We start from the raw sequence: 22,893 nt of genomic DNA, 5'->3' as shown, positions 1-22,893 counted from the left end.
GCGCGGTGCGCACGCGGTTGATCTTGTCCGCCAGGGTCTCCAGATCGGCCGGCGCTTCGGGCTTACGGCTTGCTCGGACCTTCAACAGGGTCCAGCGCAGCCCAGGTGGAGAGCAGATCGGGAATGCACACGGCAACGTCGGCGTGACTACCGCGATCCCTTGAGCACCTGCCGATTCGCGCAGGCCGCGGGGGTCTCGTTGCGCAGCACGCGCAGGACGTCTTCTGCCGCGTCGCAGCCCATGCGGCGCATGGCTTCGTCGGTCAGGGCGGCGCTGTGGGGCGTGACGATCACGTTGTCCAGTTGCAGCAGCTCCAGCGTCGCCGGCGGCGGTTCAACTTCGAGGACGTCCACCGCGGCTCCACTGAGATGACCCGACCTGAGGGCAGCGGTCAGGGCTTCGGTGTCCACCAGTGCGCCGCGCGCGTGGTTGACCAGCCAGGCGCCCCGCTTCATGCCGGCGATCGCCTTGGCATCGATCAGGTGGCGGGTCTGCGGCGTCGACGGCGTGTGCAACGTCACGAAATCCGCTTCGGCGAGCAGGGCCTGCAGCGTCCGCGGCTGCGCGCCCCGCGCCTCGATGGCTGCGCCATCCAGGTGGGGGTCGTACCCCAGCACCTGCATGCCGAATCCCTCGCGGCAGATCTGCGCCACGCGCGCCCCGATGCGTCCGACGCCCACGATCCCGATCGTGCGCCCGCGCAGGTCGATGCCCATGATGGCGTCGCGCTCCCCCCAGCGGCCCGCTCGCACCATGCGGTCCGCCCGCGCCACCTGGTGGGCCAGCGCGATCATGGTGCCCACCACGTGCTCCGCCACGGACTCCGTGTTGGCGTCCGGCGTGAACACGACCGGGATCCCCAGTTCTGTGCAGACGTCGACCGGAATGTAGTCCAGGCCCACGCCGTGCCTGGCGACCACGCGCAAGCGCCGCCCGGCCCGGATGGCCTCGGCCGGGATGGGCATGCGCACCAGCAAGGCATCCGCACTCCCGATCTCCCGCAGCAGGCCTGCAGCCGACGGGTCCGCCAGGACCCGGGCGTCCGCCTCTTCCTGCAGGCGTGCCATGGCGGCCTTGTGGATGGCGTGGGTGATGAGAACGACTGGGCGCATGAGGCAGCTCCTGGAAAAAGCGTTGACCGCCGGAAAGGTTCGAGCTAGAGTCTAGCCGACTAGTTAACTAGTTGCCTAGCTAACCAGTTCATTCGGACGAAGGGGAAAGGGATATGACGCAAGTCGGATTCACCGATGCGTATCGCAAGATCAAGGAAGGCATCCTCGAGGTGCGGTACGAGCCGGGACAAAAGCTTTCCGAAGCCAAGCTGGCCGCAGACCTGGGGGTAGGGCGGTCTCCTGTGCGCGGCGCGCTGGCGCGCCTGGAGCGCGACGGCTGGGTTCGCGTGCTGCCCCAGCAGGGCACTTTCGTGCGCAAGTTCTCGGCCGCGGATGTGGCGGCGATGAGCGAGCTGCGCCTGCTGCTGGAGGGACACGCGGCCAGCGTGGCGGCGCAGAAGGTCACCGTCGATGAACTTGCCCAGGTGCGCTCCCGCTTCGAGGCGCTCAAGGGCAAGGGCGCCGAAAACAACTTCGACGAGTTCCTCGCCCTCGACGACATGTTCCACGGCCTGGTCTACCGGGTGGCGGGCAACCCGCTGATCACCGAGATCCTGAACAACCTGCGCGACCAGATCCGCTGGGTCCGCGCCTTCAACGCGGCCAAGCCGGGCCGGGTGGACGCCTCGTTCGCCGAAATGGAGCGGGTGCTCAGCGCCATGGAGCGCCGCGACGGCGAGGCGGCCGCGCAGGCCATGCGGCTGCACATCGGAAACATCGCGGGCTCCTACGAGGAGCTCCTCCCGACAACCAACAGCAATACCGATGCATCCTGAGATGAAGAGCCCTATTCACACGCCGTTGGCGCCCGCGGGCCGCGGTCCGTTCCCGCAGGCGCTGGCGGCCGGTCCGTTCGTGTTCGTGTCGGGGCAGGGGCCCCTGCTGCCCGAGACCAACGAGCCCCAGCGCGGTGAATTCGCGGCCCAGGTGCGCCAGACGCTCACCAACGTGCAAGCGATCCTCGGCGCCGCGAACCTGGGACTCGAGCACGTCGTCAAGATGACCGTGTACCTCACCGACCTGGCCAACGTGCCGGCGCTCAACGAGGTCTACGAGCAGATGGTTCCCGAGCCGCGTCCGGCGAGGACGCTGGTCCAGGCCGGCCTGCGCGGCATCGACGTGGAAGTGGACGTCATCGCGATGGACCCGCAACGCCTGGCCGGCCAGCGCAGCTGACGGGCCCCGGGAGCACACATGTACCTCGTAGGAACCGACATCGGCGGCACCTTCACGGATCTGTTCGCCATCGAACTGGAAAGCGGCCGCTCCATCACGGCGAAAGTCCTCACGGACCACGTGAATCCCACGACCAGCGTGACCCGCGGCATCGAGCAGATGATCGAGACTGGCGGGCTGCGCGCAGACCAGGTGGTCCGCCTGCTGCATGGCACCACCCTGGTCACCAACGCCCTGCTGACGCGCCGCGGCGCGAAGGCGGCGCTGCTGGTCACAGAAGGCTTCCGCGACGCGCTGGAAATCGGCACCGAACATCGCTTCGACCTGTACGACCTGGATATCGAGAAGCCGCAGCCGATCGTCCCCCGCCACCTGCGCCGGCCGATCCGCGAGCGCGTGCTGGCCGACGGCTCGGTCGAGGCGCCGGTGGACGAGGCGCAGGCCGAGGCCGAAATCAGGAGCCTGCTCGCACAGGGCGTCGAGGCCATCGCGGTGTGCCTGCTGCATTCCTACCGCAATCCGGTCAACGAACGCAAGCTCGGTGAGATCATCGCCCGCGTGGCCCCGGGCCTGCCCGTCTCGCTGTCCTGCGACGTCGCCCCGGAGATCCGCGAGTACGAGCGGGCCTCCACGGTGGCCATCAACGCCTATGTCACCCCCGTCGTCGAACCGTACCTGCGGGCGCTGCGCGCCGAAATGAGCAAGGTGGGCGTCAACGGCTCGCTGCTGATCATGCAGTCGAACGGCGGCACCGCCGTCGCGGAGACGGCCTCGAAGTTTCCGGTGCGCCTGCTCGAGTCGGGCCCCGCGGCGGGCGCCATCGGCGCCGCCTACATCGCGCGCGCCATCGGCGATCCGCAGGTGCTGTTCTTCGACATGGGCGGCACCACGGCGAAGGCCTTCATCGTCGACGACGGCTCACCCATCGTGGCGCGCAAGCTGGAGGTCGCCCACGTCTACCGGTTCAAGCAAGGCAGCGGCATGCCGGTGCAGGTCCCCGCGGTGGACATGATCGAGATCGGCGCGGGCGGTGGCAGCATCGCCCGCATCGACCGCCTCGGCCTGATGAAGGTCGGACCGGACAGCGCCGAATCCGATCCCGGTCCGGCCTGCTACGGCCTGGGCGGCAGGCTGCCCACAGTCACCGACGCCGACGTCGTGCTGGGCTACATCGGTACCGAGAGTTTCCTGGGCGGCAAGATGCGCCTGGACCGCGCAGCGTCGGTGCGGGCCATCGAGGAGCACCTGGCGAGGCCCCTGAACCTCAGCGTCGAGGAAGCGGCCTGGGGCATGCACCAGGTGGTCAACGAGAACATGGCGTCGGCCGCCCGGGTCCACCTCCTGGAGCATGGCCGCACGCCGACCGACTACACCATGGTCGCCTTCGGCGGCGCCGGCCCCACGCACGCTTACGGCGTCGCCCGCGCGCTGCGGCTCAAGCAGCTGGTGGTTCCGTGGCAGGCCGGCGTCGGCTCCGCCTTCGGCATGCTGTGCGCGCCGGTGTCGTTCGACCTGGCCCGCAGCCTGAACGTCCCGCTCGCGCAGGCGAACTGGCAGGAGATCTCCCGCTTCCTGGACGAGATGGTGGGCGAGTGCCGCCAGCGGGTCATGGACGCGGGCATCGCGCCGCAGGACATCACGACCACGCGCTCGGTGGATATCCGCTTCGCCGGCCAGGGCCACGAGCTGCAGATCAACCTCGAAGGACTGGGCTGGCCCGGGATCCGCAACCAAGACGTGGAAGAGCGTTTCCGCGCCGAGTACAAGCGACTGAACGCAGTCGAGGGACCCGACGCATCCGTGGAGCTCATCACCTGGCGCGCCAGCGCCCGCGGGCCGGTGCCCGAGCTGCCGCTGCGCGCCAACCGCGCTGGGCGGACGCGCGCCGTGCGCTCGCAGCGCCTGGTGTATTTCGGCGCCGCGCAGGGCTATGTCGACACCAAGGTGATTCCGCGCGAGACGCTAGCTGCCGGCGAGGTCGTCGACGGACCCGCGCTCATCGAGCTGGGCGACGCCACGATCACCGTCGGACCCGACGCGCGCGCCTCGATGCGTGAAGACGGCCTGATCCAGATCACCCTGACGTACTGATTGAACGCGATGAGCACCACCTTTCCGCCCTACCTGCTCGAGATCCTGTGGAACCGGCTGCTGGCACTGGCCGAGGAGCAGGCCCAGGTGCTGATGCGCACCGCCTTCTCCACCATCGTGCGCGAGGCTGGCGACCTGTCGGCGGCGATCTTCGACCGCCGCGGCCGCATGGTGGCGCAGGCGCGCACCGGCACCCCGGGCCACGTGAACACCATGGCCCGCGGAATGCGCCACTTCCTGGCGGAGTTCCCGCTGGAGACGATCGAGCCGGGCGACGCCTTGCTGTCCAACGACCCCTACAAGCTCGCCGGTCAGCTCAATGACATGTGCCTGGTCACGCCGGCCTTCCACCGCGGCAGCCTGGTGGGTTTCTTCGCCAGCTGCTGCCACATGGTGGACATCGGCGGCGTGGGCCTGACCGCGGACGCGCGCAACGTCTTCGAGGAAGGCCTGCAGGTGCCGTTCTGCAAGTTCCTCGTGCGCGGCGAGAAGAACCGCGACGTCTTCCGGTTCATCGAGACCAACGTGCGCACCCCGCGCGAAGTGATCGGCGACCTGTACGCCCAGGTCGCGGCGGGCGAGGTGGGCTCGCGCCGCCTGACCCAGCTGCTGGAGGAGTTCGAGCTGGCCGACATCGAGGACCTCTCCGACGAGATCGTCGACCGCTCGCATGCGGCCGTGCGCGAGGCGGTCCGCGCCTTCCCCGAGGACCGCTACGTGTTCAGCGCCCAGAACGACGGGTTCGAGAAGCCATTGCACGTGCAGGTCGAGATCTTCAAGGAAGGCGAGCAGCTGGTGGTCGACTTCGCCGGCACGGACCCGAGCGTGGACCGCGGCATCAACGTGCCGCTCGCCTATACCACGGCCTATTCCAGCTACGCCGTGAAATGCGTCGTCGCCCCCGATGTGCCCAACAACGAAGGCAGCTTCCTGCCGATCGTGGTGCGGGCACCGGTCGGCTCGCTGCTGAACCCGGTGCATCCGTCCCCGACCGCCGCGCGCCACATCGTCGGCCAGTTCCTGCCGACGGTGGTGTTCGGCGCGCTGGAGCAGGCCATGCCCGCCAAGGTCCCGGCGGACAGCGCCGCCGGCCTGTGGGTCACCCAGGTCTCCGGCATCCGGCAGGACGACCAGCCTTTCTCCTTTGCCTTCTTCTCCTGCGGCGGCATGGGCGCGCGCCAGACCAAGGACGGCTTGGCGGCCACCTCATTCCCGAGCGGCATCCAGAACGTCGCGACGGAGGTGATCGAGGCCTCGTCGCCCATCGTGATGCGCCAGCGCGAATTGCGCGCCGATTCGGGCGGTGCGGGCCGCTACCGCGGCGGCCTGGGCCAGTCCATCCGCTTCGAGGTGCGCTCCAAGGGCCCCTGGATCCTGTCCGGGATGTACGACCGCATCAAGTTCGCGCCGCGCGGCACGCAGGGGGGCGCCGATGGCGCCGCCGGCAGCGTGATGTCGGCCGACGGCCAGGCACTGCCTGCCAAGGGGCGCGTCACGCTGGCGCCGGCGGTGCAGGTCGTGCTGGAGCTGCCTGGCGGCGGCGGGGCGGGCGACCCGAGGGAGCGCACGCGCGCGGCGGTCGAGCGGGACATGGCCGAGGGCTATGTCACGCAAGAGCGGGCGAACGAATGGTACGGGGACCTGGTCCGCCGTTGATGGGTGTCACGTTGTGACTGGTTTATTGCCGATTCGGCACGAGAGGAGTGAGCGATGAAGTTGAGTCTGTCTGGCTTTGCGATTGCGGCCACGGTGCTGATGGGCGCCGCGGCATCCCACGCCCAGGACATCAAGCTGGGCGTGGTCGCCGGCATGTCCGGCCCCGGAACGTCCTATGGCATCGGCATCCGCCAGGGCGCCGAAATGGCCGTCAACGAGATCAATGCCGCGGGCGGCGTGAAGGGCCGCAAGATTTCGCTGGTGGTGGTCGACGATGCCAGCAACCCGGCGCAATCGGTGACCGCCATGCAGCGCCTGGCCAGCGACAAGGTCGACGTGATCGTGGGCGGCTGGGGTAGCTCCCAGGTGCTGGCGAACATGGAAGTGGCCGAGCGCGCCGGCATCCCCTACGTCGTCGTGGGCGCCACCAACCCGAAGATCACGACCGACAAGAACAAGTGGACGTTCCGCGTCATCCCGACGGACTCCGACCAGGCCGGGCAGATTGCCGAAGCGGCCGTCAAGCGCCTCGGCATGAAGCGCATCGCCGTGATCCACGACGTGAACGACTATGGCGTGGGCAACCGCGACGTCTTCCTCGCCAGTCTGAAGAAGCTCGGGCTCGAGCCGGTGGCCGTGGTTTCCTACCAGAGCAACGACAAGGACTTCACCGCCCAACTGTCTCGCATCGCCGCGTCCAACGCGGACGGCGTCGCCATCTTCGGCACGATTCCCGCCGCCCCGGCCATCATGAACCAGGCCCGCGACCTGGGCATCAAGGCCCGCTTCATCGGCACCGGTGGCCTGGCCAACGAGAACCTGATGACGCTGGCGCCCAAGGCCTCGGAAGGCACGGTCCTGACCACGCTGTTCCACGAGGACGTCGACGCCGACGCCACGGCCTGGTCGCAGCGCTTCGTCAAGGAGTTCAGCGGTGCGGCCCAGCCTGCGCGCCCCATCCTGGCGGCCTACGAGTACCGCGCGATCAAGACCATCGTCGCCCCCTGCCTGGCCAGCGCCGGCACCGACAAGGACAAGCTGCGCCAGTGCATCGGGTCCTTCAAGGGCCGCATGTTCGGCATTCCCGGGGAAGTCTCGTTCGACAAGACCGGCCAGATGCAGCAGCAGTCGGTGCTGGTCGAGGTCGGCCGCGGCACCTTCCAGGCGTTCAAGGGCAAGTAAGGCGCGCGCTTCATGTTCTCGCAGATCGTCATCAGTGGCCTGGCCACCGGCTGCATCTATGCCGTCGTGGGACTGGGCTTCACGCTGGTCTACCGCACCTTGCGGATGGTCAACTTCGCCCAGGGCCAGGTCTTCATGGCCGGCACTTTCCTCGGACTGACGATCGCGCAGAAACTGCCCATGCCGACACCCCTGCTGCTGCTGGTCGTGGGTGCCGCCGCCTTCCTCCTCGGGCTGGTCCTCGAGCGCTTCATCTTCCGGCGCCTCTACCACAACCATGAGGTGTTCATCGTGGGGTCGATCGGCCTGGGGATCATCCTGACCAACAGCATCCGCATCCTGTTTCCCGAGCCCGTCCCATTCCCCAAGGTGTTCGGCGCCGAGGTGATCACGATCGGCTCCGCGCGCATCCAGGAGACCAGCCTGTGGATCGTGGTCTGTACCGTGGTGCTGGTGGTCCTGCTGCACGTGCTGTTCACCCACACCCGCACCGGCCGGGCGCTGCGCGCGGTGGCGGCGGACGCGGAAACGGCGGGTGCGGTGGGCGTCAACGTCAGCCGCGCGATCGGCCTGACCTTCGGCCTGAGCTGCGCGGTCGCGGCCATCGCCGGCGTGCTGATCGGCCCGCTGTATTTCGTCTCCTTCGACATGGGCGACATGGTGGGGCTCAAGGCCTTCTCGGCCGCGGTGTTCGGCGGCATCAACAGCATCCCCGGGACGATTCTCGGCGGCGTGGTGATCGGCGTGCTGGAGAACCTCGCCGGCGGCTACGTGTCCTCGGCCTACAAGGACCTGGTCGCCTTCGTGATCCTGCTGGTCACGCTCGTGTGGCGCCCCTCCGGACTGCTGGGGCGGGAAACGCCCATCAAGGTATGAACAAGGAGATTCACTCCATGACGCCCTGGCTGGCCCGCGCGGGCGCGCTGCTGGCACTGCTGCTGTTGCCGCTGGTGCTGCCGCAGTACGTCCTGCACGTGCTCGTCTTCATCCTGATCTACACGCTGCCGGTGATCGGCCTGGGTTTCCTCACGGGGTTCACGGGCCGGGTCTCCCTAGCGCAGGGCGCGCTCTTCGGGGTCGGGGCCTACACCACGGCCCTGCTGACCACGCGCCTGGGCTGGAGCCCGCTCGCGGCCTTGCTCCCGTCCATCGTCGTGACGGTCGCACTGGCCCTGGCCATCGGCGGCGCCGTGGTGCGGCTGGCGGGCCTGTACTTCGTGATGGCCACCATCGGTATCCAGCAGATCGTGAGCATCACGCTGATGAACTGGATCGACCTGACCGGCGGGCCGCAGGGCGTGCGCTCCATCCCCGCGGTCTCCATCGGCGCCTGGGAGCTCGACTCCACCCGCAGCTTCTACTTCCTGGCGCTGTTGTTCGCCGTGGTCTCCTACGTTCTGGCCAGGAGAGTCATCGCCAGCCGCCTGGGTCTGTACCTGCGCGCGCTCAGCGACGACGCGCTGGCAGCGGACGCCGTGGCGGTGAAGGTGACCCGCGCCAAGGTGACGGCGCTGGCGCTGTCGGCCGCCTGGGCCGGTGCCGGTGGTTTCCTGTACGCGCACTACGTGCGCTACGTCCACCCGGACATGTTCGGTCTGGAGCCGTCCGTGCTGTTCCTGGTGATGAGCATGTTCGGCGGCTACCGTTCCCTCGCGGGCATGATCCTGGCCACCGCGGTGCTCGAGTCCGCCACCGAATACCTGCGCCCCTTCGGCGAGTACCGCATGATCGCCTACGGCGTGATCCTGCTGGCCGGGATGATGTACTTCCCGAAGGGCATCCTGACCCTGTTCCAGCGCAAGCGGCGCGAGCCCGCGGCGGAAGTGGCTCTGGGCGCGGAGGGCACGGCATGAAGCTGCTCCAAGCGTCCGGTATCAGCCTGGCCTTCAAGGGCGTGCGCGCCCTCGACAACGTCGACCTTGCGATCGACCAGGGGGAGCTCGTCGGCATCATCGGCCCCAACGGTTCGGGCAAGAGCACGCTGTTCAACGTGCTGTCCGGCATCTATCGATGTGACGCGGGAACGATCCACCTGGACGGAGCGCCGATCGGCGGCCTCGCGCCCTCGCGGATCGCCCAGCGCGGCCTGGTCCGCACCTTCCAGAACAAGCGCCTGTTCGGGTCCATGAGTGTGCTGGAGAACGTGCTCGTCGCGGCGCTCAAGTCCCAGGCCGGCTCGCCCCTGGGCGATGTGTTCGGCCTGACCCGATCGAAGCAGGGCATGTCCCGCGGGCTGGAACTGGCACGGCGCTGCCTGGACCGCGTGAACCTCTCCTCCCTGGCTGCGGTCCAGGCGCGCGACCTGCCGTACGGCGCGCAGAACCGCCTGGAGATCGCGCGTGCGCTGGCGCTGGAGCCCAGGCTGCTGCTGCTCGACGAGCCGGCCGCTGGCCTGAACCCGGCCGAGCGCGGCGAGCTGCGCGGCTTGATCGAGAAGGTCCACTCCGACGGGGTCACGATCGTGCTGGTGGAGCACGACGTGCGCATGGTGACGGGCTTGTGCCGCCGGGTCCTCGCGCTGGACCACGGGGTGAAGATCGCCGACGGGCCATCCGAGGAAGTGGTCAACAACCCCCAGGTCCTCGAAGCGTACTTCGGCGACGTCCAGAGCGAGGAGGCCAGCCATGCGTGACGACCAGGGAAAGCGGGCGCCGGTGTTGTCCGCGCGCGACCTGCACGTCTACTACGACAAGGTGCACGCCGTCCAGGGCATCTCGCTCGACGTGCACGCCGGCGAAGTCGTCGCCATCCTCGGGGCCAACGGCGCCGGCAAGTCGTCGGCGATGCGGGCCTTGATGGGGCTGGTGCCGGTCCGCTCCGGCAGTGTCCTGCTCGAGGGGACGAGCATCGATGCGCTGCGGAGCGACCAGCGCGTGGCGCGCGGGCTGGGATATTCGCCCGAGGGGCGGCGCGTATTCGGCGACCTCACCGTGCACGAGAACCTGCAGATGGGCGCCTACGTGGTGAACGACCGCGACGAGGTGAGCGCCCGGGTGGAGACGGTGTACGGGATGTTCCCTCGCCTGCGGGAACGCACCCGCCAGCTGGCAGCCACCCTGTCGGGCGGCGAGCAGCAGATGCTGGCCATCGGTCGAGCCATGATGCGCCGCCCCAAGGTGCTGATGCTGGACGAGCCCTCGCTGGGCCTCGCGCCAGTCATGGTCAAGGTGATCTACCAGACCTTGCAGCGCATCCGCGAGCAGGGCCTGACGCTGCTGCTGTCCGAGCAGAGCGCCCACATCGCGCTGGCCGTGGCCGACCGCGCCTACGTGTTCGAGAATGGCCGGGTGGCCTTCTCGGCGCCCGCGCAGGACCTGCGCAACGACCCGGCGCTTCGCGCCTCCTACTTGGGCGCCTGACCGGCCGCCCCCGACGTACATGAAGATCTCCGAAGTCAAGGCCTATCCGCTCTCCTTTCGCGTCTCCGACGCCGGCCAGGTTCGCCTGGGCATCGGCCGAACCGTCAAGCGCGACACCGTGGTGGTGAAGGTGCGCAGCGACGACGGCCTGATTGGCTGGGGCGAGGCCCACCACGGGCGCGCGCCGGGCGCAGTGGCCAACCTGGTCAACACCACCCTGTCGCACCTGGTGACCGGCATGGACGCGACCGACATCGTCGGCGTCTGGGACCGCGTGTACCGGATGCAACTGGCCAGCCACGGCATGGGTGCTGCGGCCGCCATCGGTCTTAGCGGCATCGACATGGCGCTGTGGGACCTGCGAGCCAAGGCCGTGGGCTGGCCCCTGTACCGCCTGCTGGGAGGGCGGTCCAAGGCCGTCACGGCTTACGCCGGCGGCATCTCCCTGGGCTTCCAGCCGCCGGCCGAACTGGCCAACGAAGCGCTCGGCCTGGTGGAGCGCGGCTACCGCGCGCTCAAGCTGCGGGTGGGTGACAGCTGGCGCGCAGACGTCGAGCGCGTGCGGGCCGTGCGCGAGGCCGTGGGCGACGCGGTCGAACTGCTGGTCGACGCCAACACAAACTACACGGTGGAGGATGTCCGCCACGCGATGCCCGCGTACGACGAACTGAGGGTAGGCTGGCTCGAAGAGCCCTTTCCGCCGCACGACGCACGCAGCTACCGCACCGCGGCCACCTACGGCCGCACGCCGTTGGCCGCGGGAGAGAACCACTACACGCGTTTCGAGTTCCAGCGCCTGCTGGAGGACGGCGCCGTCACGATCCTGCAGCCCGACCTGTCCAAGACGGGTGGCATCACCGAGGGCCTGAGGATCGCGGCCATGGCGTCCGCCAGCAAACTGCGCATCAACCCGCACACCTCGGCCACCGGCCTGAACATGGCAGCCACGCTGCACTTCCTGGCGAGCATCGACAACGGTGGCTACTACGAGGCCGACGCGTCGGTCGAGAACCTCTTTCGCGACCAGCTCACGACGCGCGCGGGCGAGGTGGACCGCAACGGCCAGGTGCGGCCGCCGGAAGGCCCCGGCCTTGGGGTGGAGATCGACGAGGCCTTCATCGCGAGCCATCCGGTGATCGATGGGCCGGGGTACGTCTGACAACGGCTTCCTCGATCTTCCAGCTTTGCCTCCGTCGTCCCGCGTTTGTGAAACGTTCGTAGTCCCGCCGGAGGAGCTCGGAGGCGGCCTCCGGCAGCCATCTTGGATGTCCCGGAGGATCGGTTCTGCACCATTGCGTGCAGGATCGTGAGTGTCCTTGCGCGTGCAGGCCACCAGTCTCCTGAGTCAGGAGTTCGCGGAAGAAACGAAGGTCTCTGTCCACGCGAATGGCTTGGCATTGTCTTTGTGCGTGTAGCCCCCGATGGCTGCTTCGAATTTTCGGGTAGGGCGGTGCGTGCCGCGACGGGTCTGCTTGTCGGTCAACGAGGGGCTCCAATTCGGCGCTACGAGCAGACCCGGGCGGCCAAGAGCCGCAGCCAGCGTCCCGAGGGTACCGAAAGTCCGGCAGCGCAGAGACCCATCTGAACGCCCTAGCGACCCCGTTTCGATCCCTTAAGGGGCCGCTTCCGCCTTGCCGCAATACCCACGCGCCGCCGCGTCTGAAGATCGCGCGGCAAGATCGTTCAGAGGGCTAGCCGCGCTAGCGCGCTCGCCGCGTGTTCGCGCAGGAGGTGACCGTAGTGCCGCTCAATCATTTGCAGGCTGGTGCCTGATAGCTGGGCGACGGTAAGTGTGTCCAACTTGTGCAGAGCGATGAGGTCGGTAATCGCACTATGCCGCAGCGCGTATGCGGTGGCGGCGTGTGGCAGTCCGGCGGCCTTTACCGCGTCCTTGATGGGCCCCTTCCAGGCATCCTTGTCCCATGCCTTGCCGTCTGCCCGCGTGAGCAGCGGCGTCGCCGGCAGCTTGTCCCTGCAAAGCGCCTCGAAAAACGCAGCCGTTGACTTGGGCAGCGTGATCTTGCGATCAGCACCCGCCTTGTCTTTTCCGATGGTGATCGTGGACAGCCGCTTGTCGAAGTCGCCCACACGCAGCGCCGCCATTGCGCCCGGCCGCAGCGGAACCATCGACAACGCTCGTAGAAGTGCGGAGACGTCGGCCCGCGCGGCGTCGATCAGCTTTCGGCGTTGCTCAATGTCCAGGTACACGTCCCGGCGGCCGTCGGCATTCTCCACCGGGCGGAGCTTGGCCAGCCAAGCTTGGTCGGTGGTGACGTGGCCGTTTTCCCTGGCAAGATTCAGCGCCGCCCTTAGCGCCGTCATGTCTCGGTTCAGTGTGCTGGCGGATCTCAATCGGGTGCCGGGCTTGGATTTGTCCTGCGGAATTGCGGGGGTCTTCGCCAACTCCGTGCGCCAGTCGGCCACGGCCTTCGGCGTGAGCTTCAAGAGCCTTGTTCCCGCGAACTTCTCGTTGCCGTATATCCACCGCTTGAACCGGCGGGCGGCGTCTGTCGCTGCAGCTTCACGGCCCCGATCCTGCAGGTGCTTCACATACTCGCGACAGGCACCAGCCACGGTGATCAATTCCGACGTTCCGCCGGTGTCTCGGTGTCGGAACCACGCCTCCGCTTCGCGCAATGCCGCGTCGAAGCGGTCGGAGGGCGGTAGCTTGTCGAACCTGCCGAGGCTTTGAAGCTGCTGCTTTCCGGTCTCTTCGTCGCGAAAGCGCGCCAGCCAAGACCCGCCAGTCGCCGCTGATGTCTTGCGGAATCCGATGTATGCGCCCTTGCGCACACGATGCCAGTACGGGTTGTGGCGAGGCTTCAGGGCCTCGCGCGCGCTCACGGTATGGATCTTGACTGCCATGGGGGTCGGGCAGGTGTCAAAAAAAGTGTCTAAAAAGTGTCTAAATCTTAGGCGAACATCGGCGAACCGCAAGAGACTCTTTCAGAGGGGAAACGCGTTCATGGCGGTTCGCAAAAGTGTGCCTTTTCAGCCTTCACACGGCAGGGGTCACATGTTCGATCCATGTATCACCCACCAACGAATTTCGAGGGCCCTTCGGGGCCCTCGGCCTTTCCGGGTGCAATTTCCCGGGTGGGGGCTCTTGCACTGCGCTCTCGCATCGGCCACATTTCGGCCTCCGACACGGGAGGTTTCCATGTTCAAACCGCTCCTCATCGCCCTGGGCGTCCTCTGCACCACCCTGGCCCTGGCGCAAACGGCGGCGCCCGCCGCGCCGACCGTGCGCCTGCGCGGCACGATCGAGAGGGTCGACGCCATGACGCTGACCGTCAAGGAGCGCAGCGGCGAGGTCATCACGCTCGTGCGCCCCGCGGACATGGGCGTGATCGAGGTCGTGCCGATCAACCTGGCAGACATCAAGCCGGGCAACTTTGTCGGCACGGCCGCCATGCCGCAGCCAGACGGCACGCAACTGGCGCTGGAGGTGTTGGTGTTTCCGGAGTCGGCGCGCGGCAGCGGGGAGGGACACTACCCGTGGGATCTGCAGCCGCAAAGCACGATGACGAACGCCACGGTGGCAGACCTCGCCGCCGCCCCGGCAACAGTCCCTGGCGGACAGAAGCTGACGCTGCGCTACAAGGGCGGCGAGAAGACCGTCATTGTTCCCGCCAACGTTCCGGTGGTGACTTTCAAGCCGGGGAAGGAAGACGAGAAAGCGCTGCTCGTGCCCGGCGCACGCGTGATGGTGACCGCCCAGGAAAAGGACGCCAGGCCGACGGCCTTGCGCGTGCTGGTCGGGCGCAACGGGTTCGCACCGCCGATGTAGACGGGCCGTCCCTGGCCGCTGGGACGGCTGCGCCCGACTTGCGACTCGTGTCTCGAATGCGCGTTCACGCACATCGGGCGCAGTGCCTGTTGCTCCCTGGCGCGCCGATGTGAAACGTGAACGTCTGCGCGTCGGTGATGCCGCGCTGCGCGAGACCGGTGGCAAGCGTCAGGCCGACGGGGCCGGCGCCGACGACCAGAACTTGCGCCCGCACGGGCACGCCGGCGAACGCGACGGGCGTCAAGGTCGAATAGCTGCCGGCACCCGCATTCGATTCATCACAGTGGAAGACATGTCCGGCCGTACCGAATGGACCGGGGAAAGCGCTCGTCGCTGTCCTGATCGAGGACAAGGTGGAGGACCTTTCCATCATCCCCGGCATCCGGCTGGGTTGATACCGCTGCCTCCTGCTCCCCCATGCGGCGAAGCCCCGCATGGCGGGGCTTCCTGCATTCGCTCACTCCACTTGGACGGTTGCAAAGGGGTCACCCATGCGCTCTGGGGCTTCTCACGCTTCGCCCGGCAGACACAGGGCGACACCAGTAATCTTCCTCGCAGCAGGAACCCACTGGCCAGTGCGACGCGGCCTGCCCGCGTACGCTTTTCACTCACGATGTCACCCATAACCCGCCGCGTCGTTCAAGCCGTCCTGTACGAGTTCGTGGCCATCGCCTTCGTGGGGCCGGCGCTGAGCGTTGCCTTCGACGAGCCGCAAACATCCACGTTCGGGCTGGCCGTCGTGCTGTCCACGATTGCGCTCACGTGGAACTACGCCTTCAACTGGATCTTCGAGCGCTGGGAATCGCGCCAGATCGCGCCCGGGCGCTCGTTCGGCAGGCGGCTTGCACACGGAACCGGGTTCGAGGGAGGCCTGGCGGTCATCCTCATTCCAGTCATGTCTCTCTGGCTGGACATCTCCCCCATGGCAGCGTTCGTGGCCAATCTGGGGCTACTCGTGTTCTTCTTCGTCTACGCCATCGCGTTCACGTGGGCGTTCGATCGGGTCTTTGGACTGCCTGCATCAGCACGGGAGAGAGATCCCAAGGCTGTCGACGCGTAGGGAAGGAGTCTTCGACCCCGGCGTGGCTGTGTCTGCTTCGGACCCGGAAGAGGACTCGGCGTAGCGCTGGAGTCCTCACGCCGTCTTGGCCACCGCATCGTTGACAGCCCGAATCGGCGTCCCCACCCACGCCAGCAGCGCCGCTGCCACCAGCAGCAACCCCGACCCCGCGAACAGCTGCGGCAACGTCACCACCCGCAGCAACCACCCCGCGCCCGCCGATGCCACCGGCACCAGCCCCATGAAGATGAACATGAACAGGCTCATGGCCCGGCCGATCATCGCGGGGGGCACGCGCTTCTGCACCCAGGTGAACACCGCCACCTGCATGAAGCCGCCGAGCGTGCCCACCAGGACCATCAGCACGGCGCCCTGCCACGCCGCGGTGATGCCACCCAGGGGCACGAACAGCAGCCCGATGGCGATGTCCGCCAGCAGCACGCTGGTGCCCAGTGTTCCAATGCGCATGCCCGGGCGCAGGCCCGAAGCCACCATGCCGATCAACGTGCCGGCACCGTGCGCCCCCAGCATCAACCCGAGCGCCGAAGCGCCCAGCCCCGGTGTGCTCTGGGCCAGCACCGGCAGGGCAATGTGCAGGGGCCCGAGCACCAGCACGGCGACGGCGCCCCAGTACAGGTAGAGCGTGCGCAGTTGCGCGTCGCCCCACACGTGCTTCAGGCCCCTGGCCACCGAGGCCCAGATGGGCGCATGCTGCACCGGGTTGGCCGGCAGCCGGCGCGTCACGACGCGAGAGAGCGTCCAGGCGGAGAGCGCGAAGCTGAACGCGTCGAGCCCGAAGGCCAGCGCGACGCCGCCCGCATCCTGCACGCCGCCCGAGCCGTCGCCGAACAGGGCGATCAGCACGCCGGCCGCGAGGGGGCCAAGGAACATGCTCAGTTGCCGCAGCCCCATCATCACGCCATTGGCGGCGGCAAGCTGCTCCGGCGGCAAGGCGTGCGGCAGGATGGACGTGCCCGAGGGGATGCTGAACGCGCTGCTGACGCCCAGGGCCAGCGACAAGGCGTAGATCACCGGCAGCGTCAGGGCGGCCTGCCACGCTCCCAGCGCCAGCACCGCGAGCAGCACGGTGTTGACGTACTTGGTGAGCATCAGCACGCGCTGCGGCGAGAAGCGGTCGACCACCGCGCCGCCCACCAGGATGAAGACGGCGCGCGGGATGCCGACGAGCGCCAGCACGGTGCCCAGCGCCACGGTGTCGCCGGTCAGGCGCAGCACCAGCCAGGGCAGGGCGAGCAGGGTGAACTGGTCGCCCAGCAGGGAAATGGCGCTGCCGGCCATCAGCCAGCGGAAGTTGCGGTCCTGGAAAAGGGCCGCGCGGACGGCCGTCTCGGTGTTCGTTGTCATGGTCGGTCCTCTGGAACAGGGCCGACTGTGCGGGCTCACGTTACGTGAGGGTCAAGCACTTTCGTCCAAAGGCGAGAGGAATTCGCGCACTTCGCGCCCGAGCGGCAGGCCGGCCAGCAACAGGGGGTGCCCGAGATGCAGGGTGGCGAGCTTGGCGCGCAGCGCCGCGTTGCCGCCGGAGGTCTGGTCCAGCAACGCCGCCCAGCGGGCGCGCAGCGCCTGCGCCCTGGCGCCGTGGCGCGGTTCGCCCGCCCGCAGCAGCGCCTGTCCCTCGGCCTCGATCGCCTGCGCCTCGGTGTCCGGTGTGGGGCGCAGGCGGAAATCCACGTCGCCGAAGTGTTCCTGGAACCAGCGCACGCGCAGCTGGATGGCCGACTCCATGAATTCCATCATGTCGGTCGGCGGCGCACCGCCTTGCCCGCGCACGCCGGATTCCTGCCGGAACATGGTGCCCCAGCGGTCCATCAGGGCGTAGTCGCCTCCCATCCAGCGCACCATCAGCATCGTCCAGCGGCGGGTGAGCACTTGGCACTCCAGGGTGTCGATCCCGCCGCCCGTGTCCATGTAGCGGCGCACCTCCGCCTGCAGTTGCAGCCACTCCTGCTCGACGCTGCCGTAAGCACCGAGGATCTGCTTCAGTTCGCGCGTGTCGAAGTAGCGGCCGAAGGTCGTCATCATCGAAAGGGTGCGCACCCAGTCGTCCATGCTGGGGCTGTCTCCCTTGCTCAGCATGCCGTGCATCAGCGCGAGCCGCTCGCGCAGCTCGGTGGCCTGGCGGATCTGGTGATCGAGCGCATGCATCTGCTGTTCGATCACGCGCTGCGGCGCGGCCTCGCTGCCATCGAGCAGCGGCCCAATCTCTGCCAGCGGCAGCCCGAGGTGGCGCAGCGCCTGGATGGCATGCAGGCGCGCCGCGTCGCCTTCGTCATACAGCCGGTAGCCGGACCCGGACCGGCCCGACGGCTTCAACAGACCGATCTCGTCGTAGTGGTGGAGCGTGCGGACCGTGAGCCCGGTGGAGCGCGCGAGTTCGCCGACCTTCAGGTGCATGGCGGGCGATTGTGCCGTGAGGCGAGAGGTTCGTCTGTTCCCCACCGTTCATCTCGTCTACCTCGCTGAATGTCTGCTTCGGTCGAATGCAGCCGTCGGCATCGTGAGGTTCTCTTCATGAGGAGCTCACCATGTGCAAACAACGTTCTGCCCACCGTCGAAATGATGAGCCGCGACCCCCGCTTTGCCAGCTCCGCGAAGGGGCCGCCTGCCGTCGTCAGGCCACCAGCCCGAGATACTCCTGTCGCGTCTGCGGCAATACAGCCCCTACGAGTTGCTCGTAGGACGTGCGATGGCTGGCCAGCATACGGGCCGATGCCACGGACCTGGACCGGCAATACCAGTGGCAGGTGTGCTGCATCAGGAGCATCTCGGCCAGGATGGCGAAGGCGCGGTCCTTCGGGGAGGCGTCCTGTTCCTCGACGGCACGGCAGATGCCGCGGGAGTGCATGCGCAGCGCCTCGCGCATGTCGAAGGACCTGTCGAACGCGGGCGAGAGCGGCAGCCAGATCGGGAACTTGCTCACGCGTGTGGCCGTAGGCTCGACGCCCGCGAAGTCCCCCGCGAGCTTGCGGACCTGCCGGCACAGGACGTCCTCGGTCCCGCGCAGCACGCCCCAGACCTGCTCGCTTCGGGCGGGGTCGGATTCGCCCAGGGCGCGCGAGTAGCCCTGCGAGAGGGTCTCGATGCATTTTTCGATGTCGTGGTCGGACAGGTAGCGGGCCAAGATGGCGATGCGCCGTTGCTGCTGCCTCGCTCTGGCGATCCACAGGGCGCCCAGCGCAATGGGCAAGAGAAGAAGGAAATCCACCGGCCGATGGTACATAGGCCATCAAGAAATGCGCCACCCGCCCGGGGTTGAGAGCTGCCGAGAAGCATCGTGAAGTCCTCTTCATGAGGAGCTCACCATGCGCAACCAACGCACTGCTTGGAGCAAGGGTCGCTTGCTTGGCCAGAAGCCGCCGCTCAAGCCGAAGGAGATCTGGTCACTCCGGATCCGCCTGCAGCTTGCGGACAAGGCCCCGCGATCTGGCGCCATTCAATCTGGGCGTCGACAGCAAGCTCCCCCGGATCGATCACCCGATACAGGAGAGCCAGTCATGAATCCCATTCGCGCCATCCTCGCCGTGACCGACTTCTCGGCCGGCGCGACGATGGCAGCGCAGCGCGCCGCCCTGCTGGCCGCCGGTAGCGGTGCCGGCCTGGTCCTGATGAACGTGGTGGAACCCGACGCGGTGGTGACGCTGCGCGACTGGTTCGCCAAGGGCCGCGACCTGCGGGCCGCCGTGACGGAACAGGCGAGGATGCAACTCGATGCGCAGGCCGACGAGATCGAACAGCGCCAGGGCGTGCGCATCGAGCGGCTGGTCCGCGCCGGCCGGGTCCTCGATGAAGTCCACGCGGCCAGCAGCGGATCGGACCTGGTGGTGCTGGGCGCATGCGGCGAGCGTGGCGCGCGCGAGGCCACCCTGGGCACCCTCGCGGACCGCCTGGTGCGAACCGCCGACCGCCCCGTCCTCGTCGTCAGGCGCGCACCTGACCGCACCTACCAGCGCGCGCTCGTTCTGACCGACTACTCCACCGCGGCCGGGGCCGCGATGCGCGCCGCGCTGGCCGTGGTGGGCGAGGGCGAGGTGCACCTGCTGCATGCGTTCAACATCCCGTTCGAGGGCAAGCTGCGGCTGGCCGGCGTCGGCGACGAAGACATCGCCGCCTATCGGCGGGAGATGCGTGACCGCGTTTTCGCGCAGATGCAGCAGGCGCTGGCCGGCGCCGCTGCGCCGGACCGCATCCAGCCGAGCGTGGTGCCCGGTGACATCCGCACGGAGGCCTTGCGTGCCATCGAACGCCTGCAGCCGGACCTGGTCGCGGTGGGCAAGCAGGGCGAATCGCTGCTGGAAGACATGCTGCTCGGAAGCACGACCAGCCACATGCTGGAGCACGCGGGGTGCGACGTGCTGGTCGTTCCCCGGCGCGCGAGCGAGGGCCGAGAGGAGCAGGGCGAAGCGTCCCGTTAGGCGAGGGGGCGTCGCGCCTCGAAGGGTCGCCCCCACCGCCTGCGCGCCGGCGGCCTCAAGAATGCGGCAGGGCGGCCTGCGGCGCAGCGTCGCAGTTGCCGGCCGCCGGCGCTTCGTCGACGTGCGGGCGCAGCGCGCCCGGAATGCGCTGCTGATCGAGTCCCCCGCCCTGGAGCCAGCGGCGCGTGCCCTGCGCGGCGCGTTCGATCAGCTCGTGCGCGCGGGAGAAGTCGTAGGCCGATACCGTGAGCGGGCACAGCGGCGGCACCGTCGCCACCTCGATGCGCCCGGCCAGCTGCTCCAGGTCGCGTACCAGCTGGCGGGCCACCAGCAGGTTCAGTGCATGGAAGGCGCTCGCGAGCGCTCCCGTGGGCGCCGTGCTCAGGGCGCACGCGAAGCCGGTGGGCAGGACGACGATGCGGGTGCATCCCAGCGCCAGCGCCGCCATCACCGGCGTGTTGGTGGCGACGGCGCCGTCGATGAGATAGCGGTCGCCGATGCGCACTGGCGGAAAGGCGCCCGGAATGGCGCAACTGGCCAGGATGGCGTCGGCGGCGGGGCCGGACGAGAGCAGCACCGAAGCGCCCGTGAGCAGGTCGGTGGCCGCGACGTGCACCGGGATCGGGGTGTCTTCCAGCTGCGGATGCGAAAGGTGGCGCGCGATCAGGCCGCGCAGGCCGCTGGGGTCGACGAGCGACGCGGCTCCCCGAAACAGCCCCAGCAGGTGGCTCGCGGACAGGGGAAAGATGTCGCTGCGCCGCAGCCCGCACCAGACCGCCTCCAGCCGCGCCACGCCGGCCGGCGTGGGGTCGGAGCAGAAGTAGATGCCGTTGAGGGCGCCGACCGAGGCGCCCACGACCAGGTCGGGCACCACGCCGTGCGCCACCAACTCGCGCAGCATGCCCACCTGGATCGCCCCGAAGCTGCCGCCTCCGGCCAGCACGAAGGCGGTCTTGTCCTTGACGCTGTCGCCCATGGCGGTGCCTCCTCAATAGCCGTAGAACTCCTCGCTGCGGATGTCGTCGCCGTCGATGCCCGCGCGCTCCAGTGTGTCCCGCAGCGCCCCGACCATGGCCGGCGGACCGGCCACGTAGAAGATGGGGTCGGGCAGCTCCGAGGCGATGCGCCGGACGAGGGCGGCGTCGACTTGTCCGGTGGCGCCGGTCCACGGCATGCGGGACTCCGCCATCCGCGTCATGGTGGCCACCAGGCGGAAGTTCGGGTTGTCGCCTTCCAGCCGCTGCAATTCGGCGAGGAACGCACTGTCCTCGGGCCGGCGATTGGAATACAGCAGGACCAGGCGCTGTTGCAGGGCCGTGTGCGCTGCGTGCCGCAGCATGCTCATGAATGGCGTGATGCCGATGCCGCCGGCGACGAAGACGGCGGCCCGGGCCAGCTTGTTGTGCAGGGTGAGCGAGCCGAACGGGCCCTCGATCTCGGCAGGGCCACCGATGGCCAGCCGCGCCAGCGCATTCTTGAACCCGCTGTCCCGCATCCGGGTGGCCACCACCAGCTCGCCCTCGTGGGGCGCGCTGACGATGGAAAACGCATGGCGTGCGCCTTCCGTCCCCGTGACGGCCGGATCCGGCAGGATCAGGTCGATCGCCTGGCCCGGCCTGAAGCTGAATCCGGATGGCTGGTCGAAGTGGAAGGCGACCGTGCCGTGGGCGATTTCCTCGCGGCGCTGCAGGTGGACTGTCGAGGTGCTCATGGGGCTGCTCCAGGGCCGCTCGGTGCGCGCGGCATGCGTGGTGGACCCGCGAATGCGTTCCTGGCCATTGGATGCCGCGAGCCCCGCAAATGTGCCGGGCCCCTGCGCGCTGGAACAAGAACAGCTCCCCGTCGACCCCAACGATCTGCTGATCCTCGCCTTCGTGGCGGAACTGGGGAGCTTCGGCCGCACGGCAGAACGCCTGGGCCTGCCGAAATCGAAGCCGGCGCTGAGGCCCCGATCGCAAGGGGCACGACGTAGCATGATGGCCAGCGCGGCGTCCCCGGCGTGCGGCCGGTTCCAGCAGGCACATGGTGCGCGCGGGCCGCACGTGCAGGCCGCGAATGCAGCGGCAACATGGAGAGTGCAGTGAGCGGCTTCCTCGAAAAGGGCAAGTGGCACGACGGCTGGTACGACACGCGCGCCAGCCACGGCGAGTTCGTGCGCACGACGTCCCGGTTCCGCAACTGGGTCAGCGCCGACGGCTCCACCGGCTTTCCCGCCGAAGCGGGGCGCTATCACCTCTACGTGTCGCTGGCCTGTCCCTGGGCGCACCGCACCCTCGTCGCGCGGGCGCTCAAGGGCCTGGAGGAGGCGATCTCCGTCTCGGTGGTGGAACCGGTGATGACGCAGGGCTGGGCCTTCAGCGACGACCTGCCCGACCACCTGCACGGCTTCGCGTTCCTGCACCAGCTGTACTCGGCGGCCGATCCCGGCTACACGGGGCGGGTGCTGGTGCCGGCGCTGTGGGACAGGAAGACGCGCACCATCGTCAGCAACGAGTCGAGCGAGATCATCCGCATGTTCAACGACGCGTTCTCCGCGCACGCGAAGCGCGACGTGGACCTGTACCCCGCGCCGCTGCGCGGGGAGATCGACCGCGTCAACGCCTACGTCTACGACCACATCAACAACGGCGTCTACCGCTGCGGCTTCGCGACGGAGCAGGCCGCCTACGAGCGCGCCTTCGATCGGCTGTTCGCTGCCCTGGACTGGGTGGAGTCGGAACTCGCCGATCGCCCGTACCTGGTGGGGCAGGAAGCGACCGAGGCGGACTGGCGCCTGTTCACGACGCTGGTGCGCTTCGATGCGGTGTACGTCGGCCACTTCAAGTGCAACCGCAACCGCATCGAGGACTTCCCGAATCTCTCGCGCTACCTGCGCAGGCTGTACCGCACACCCGGCATCGCCGGGACGGTGGACATGGGCCACATCAAGCGGCACTACTACCTGAGCCACCCCCACATCAACCCGACGCGGGTGGTGCCGGCCGGTCCGCGGCTCGCGTTTCTCGAAGGGGCGTGAAGCGGCGGCGGGCAGCG

At 68.4% G+C, this 22,893-nt stretch carries 23 protein-coding genes; 15 read left to right on the top strand and 8 right to left on the bottom strand.

Going from position 1 to position 22,893, the window contains the following annotated elements; translation table 11 throughout:
• Nucleotides 1-147: 147 nt before the first annotated feature.
• Nucleotides 148-1,113 carry a hydroxyacid dehydrogenase gene (locus WG923_RS16845; protein WP_340352135.1) on the bottom strand — a complete coding sequence of 322 codons (966 nt, stop codon included), beginning with the start codon at nucleotides 1,111-1,113 and terminating at the stop codon, nucleotides 148-150.
• A gap of 113 nt (nucleotides 1,114-1,226) precedes the next feature.
• On the opposite strand from WG923_RS16845, the gene WG923_RS16840 reads away from it, so the two are divergent.
• From WG923_RS16840 to WG923_RS16795, 10 genes are read left to right on the top strand one after another with little or no spacing between them, the layout of a single operon-like run.
• Complete coding sequence (locus tag WG923_RS16840) at nucleotides 1,227-1,889, top strand: GntR family transcriptional regulator (protein ID WP_340352134.1); 663 nt, start codon at nucleotides 1,227-1,229, stop codon at nucleotides 1,887-1,889.
• Nucleotide 1,890: 1 nt separating this feature from the next.
• Nucleotides 1,891-2,289, top strand: coding sequence for a Rid family detoxifying hydrolase (locus WG923_RS16835; RefSeq protein WP_340352133.1), 399 nt, complete (start codon nucleotides 1,891-1,893; stop codon nucleotides 2,287-2,289).
• A gap of 18 nt (nucleotides 2,290-2,307) precedes the next feature.
• Nucleotides 2,308-4,380 carry a hydantoinase/oxoprolinase family protein gene (locus tag WG923_RS16830; protein WP_340352132.1) on the top strand — a complete coding sequence of 691 codons (2,073 nt, stop codon included), beginning with the start codon at nucleotides 2,308-2,310 and terminating at the stop codon, nucleotides 4,378-4,380.
• Between the two features lie 9 nt (nucleotides 4,381-4,389).
• Nucleotides 4,390-6,036: a hydantoinase B/oxoprolinase family protein gene (locus tag WG923_RS16825; protein ID WP_340352131.1), complete on the top strand. Its 1,647-nt coding sequence runs from the start codon at nucleotides 4,390-4,392 to the stop codon at nucleotides 6,034-6,036.
• Nucleotides 6,037-6,090: 54 nt separating this feature from the next.
• Nucleotides 6,091-7,218, top strand: coding sequence for an ABC transporter substrate-binding protein (locus WG923_RS16820; protein WP_340352130.1), 1,128 nt, complete (start codon nucleotides 6,091-6,093; stop codon nucleotides 7,216-7,218).
• A gap of 12 nt (nucleotides 7,219-7,230) precedes the next feature.
• Nucleotides 7,231-8,094 carry a branched-chain amino acid ABC transporter permease gene (locus WG923_RS16815; protein ID WP_340352129.1) on the top strand — a complete coding sequence of 288 codons (864 nt, stop codon included), beginning with the start codon at nucleotides 7,231-7,233 and terminating at the stop codon, nucleotides 8,092-8,094.
• 17 nt (nucleotides 8,095-8,111) lie between these two features.
• Nucleotides 8,112-9,071 (top strand): branched-chain amino acid ABC transporter permease, encoded by a 960-nt coding sequence (locus WG923_RS16810; protein ID WP_340352128.1) that lies wholly within the window; start codon nucleotides 8,112-8,114, stop codon nucleotides 9,069-9,071.
• The gene (locus WG923_RS16805) at nucleotides 9,068-9,850 is read left to right on the top strand and encodes an ABC transporter ATP-binding protein (RefSeq protein ID WP_340352127.1); all 783 of its coding nucleotides are present in this window, start codon (nucleotides 9,068-9,070) and stop codon (nucleotides 9,848-9,850) included. The genes WG923_RS16810 and WG923_RS16805 overlap by 4 nt, the downstream gene beginning before the upstream one ends.
• Nucleotides 9,843-10,577 (top strand): ABC transporter ATP-binding protein, encoded by a 735-nt coding sequence (locus tag WG923_RS16800; protein ID WP_340352126.1) that lies wholly within the window; start codon nucleotides 9,843-9,845, stop codon nucleotides 10,575-10,577. Before WG923_RS16805 ends, WG923_RS16800 begins: the two co-directional genes overlap by 8 nt.
• Before the next feature lie 19 nt (nucleotides 10,578-10,596).
• Nucleotides 10,597-11,736 carry a mandelate racemase/muconate lactonizing enzyme family protein gene (locus tag WG923_RS16795; protein WP_340352125.1) on the top strand — a complete coding sequence of 380 codons (1,140 nt, stop codon included), beginning with the start codon at nucleotides 10,597-10,599 and terminating at the stop codon, nucleotides 11,734-11,736.
• 524 nt (nucleotides 11,737-12,260) lie between these two features.
• On the opposite strand, the gene WG923_RS16790 is transcribed toward WG923_RS16795, so the two are convergent.
• Nucleotides 12,261-13,442 (bottom strand): tyrosine-type recombinase/integrase, encoded by a 1,182-nt coding sequence (locus WG923_RS16790; protein WP_340352124.1) that lies wholly within the window; start codon nucleotides 13,440-13,442, stop codon nucleotides 12,261-12,263.
• A gap of 295 nt (nucleotides 13,443-13,737) precedes the next feature.
• On the opposite strand from WG923_RS16790, the gene WG923_RS16785 reads away from it, so the two are divergent.
• Nucleotides 13,738-14,367: a hypothetical protein gene (locus WG923_RS16785; protein WP_340352123.1), complete on the top strand. Its 630-nt coding sequence runs from the start codon at nucleotides 13,738-13,740 to the stop codon at nucleotides 14,365-14,367.
• 64 nt (nucleotides 14,368-14,431) lie between these two features.
• On the opposite strand, the gene WG923_RS16780 is transcribed toward WG923_RS16785, so the two are convergent.
• Nucleotides 14,432-14,740: an FAD-dependent monooxygenase gene (locus WG923_RS16780; protein WP_340352122.1), complete on the bottom strand. Its 309-nt coding sequence runs from the start codon at nucleotides 14,738-14,740 to the stop codon at nucleotides 14,432-14,434.
• A 240-nt stretch (nucleotides 14,741-14,980) separates the two neighbouring features.
• On the opposite strand from WG923_RS16780, the gene WG923_RS16775 reads away from it, so the two are divergent.
• The gene (locus WG923_RS16775; protein ID WP_340352121.1) at nucleotides 14,981-15,427 is read left to right on the top strand and encodes a PACE efflux transporter; all 447 of its coding nucleotides are present in this window, start codon (nucleotides 14,981-14,983) and stop codon (nucleotides 15,425-15,427) included.
• Between the two features lie 75 nt (nucleotides 15,428-15,502).
• Here WG923_RS16775 and WG923_RS16770 read toward each other — a convergent pair whose 3' ends face one another.
• The 3 genes from WG923_RS16770 to WG923_RS16760 form a co-directional block, all read right to left on the bottom strand.
• The gene (locus WG923_RS16770; protein WP_340352120.1) at nucleotides 15,503-16,792 is read right to left on the bottom strand and encodes an MFS transporter; all 1,290 of its coding nucleotides are present in this window, start codon (nucleotides 16,790-16,792) and stop codon (nucleotides 15,503-15,505) included.
• Between the two features lie 51 nt (nucleotides 16,793-16,843).
• Complete coding sequence (locus WG923_RS16765) at nucleotides 16,844-17,842, bottom strand: MerR family transcriptional regulator (protein ID WP_340352119.1); 999 nt, start codon at nucleotides 17,840-17,842, stop codon at nucleotides 16,844-16,846.
• Nucleotides 17,843-18,059: 217 nt separating this feature from the next.
• Complete coding sequence (locus tag WG923_RS16760; protein WP_340352118.1) at nucleotides 18,060-18,569, bottom strand: hypothetical protein; 510 nt, start codon at nucleotides 18,567-18,569, stop codon at nucleotides 18,060-18,062.
• A gap of 373 nt (nucleotides 18,570-18,942) precedes the next feature.
• Here WG923_RS16760 and WG923_RS16755 point away from each other — a divergent pair, with 373 nt between their 5' ends.
• Entirely contained in the window at nucleotides 18,943-19,860 is a 918-nt protein-coding gene (locus WG923_RS16755; RefSeq protein ID WP_340352117.1) for a universal stress protein, read from the top strand.
• Nucleotides 19,861-19,915: 55 nt separating this feature from the next.
• Here the strand turns inward: WG923_RS16755 and WG923_RS16750 are convergent, their stop codons facing one another.
• Nucleotides 19,916-20,836: a patatin-like phospholipase family protein gene (locus WG923_RS16750; RefSeq protein WP_340352116.1), complete on the bottom strand. Its 921-nt coding sequence runs from the start codon at nucleotides 20,834-20,836 to the stop codon at nucleotides 19,916-19,918.
• Nucleotides 20,837-20,848: 12 nt separating this feature from the next.
• The gene (locus WG923_RS16745) at nucleotides 20,849-21,571 is read right to left on the bottom strand and encodes a ferredoxin--NADP reductase (protein ID WP_340352115.1); all 723 of its coding nucleotides are present in this window, start codon (nucleotides 21,569-21,571) and stop codon (nucleotides 20,849-20,851) included.
• Between WG923_RS16745 and WG923_RS16740 the strand changes: the two genes are divergently transcribed.
• Both WG923_RS16740 and WG923_RS16735 read left to right on the top strand, forming a co-directional pair.
• Entirely contained in the window at nucleotides 21,570-21,944 is a 375-nt protein-coding gene (locus tag WG923_RS16740; protein ID WP_340352114.1) for a hypothetical protein, read from the top strand. The two genes, WG923_RS16745 and WG923_RS16740, sit on opposite strands and share 2 nt — an antisense overlap.
• Entirely contained in the window at nucleotides 21,941-22,876 is a 936-nt protein-coding gene (locus WG923_RS16735; protein ID WP_340352113.1) for a glutathione S-transferase family protein, read from the top strand. Before WG923_RS16740 ends, WG923_RS16735 begins: the two co-directional genes overlap by 4 nt.
• Nucleotides 22,877-22,893: the final 17 nt, after the last annotated feature.

Origin of the sequence: Ramlibacter sp. AN1133 (genome assembly GCF_037890035.1) — a bacterium.
Classification (GTDB): Bacteria; Pseudomonadota; Gammaproteobacteria; order Burkholderiales; family Burkholderiaceae_C; genus Ramlibacter.
This window is presented reverse-complemented; position numbering and strand designations above follow the sequence as displayed.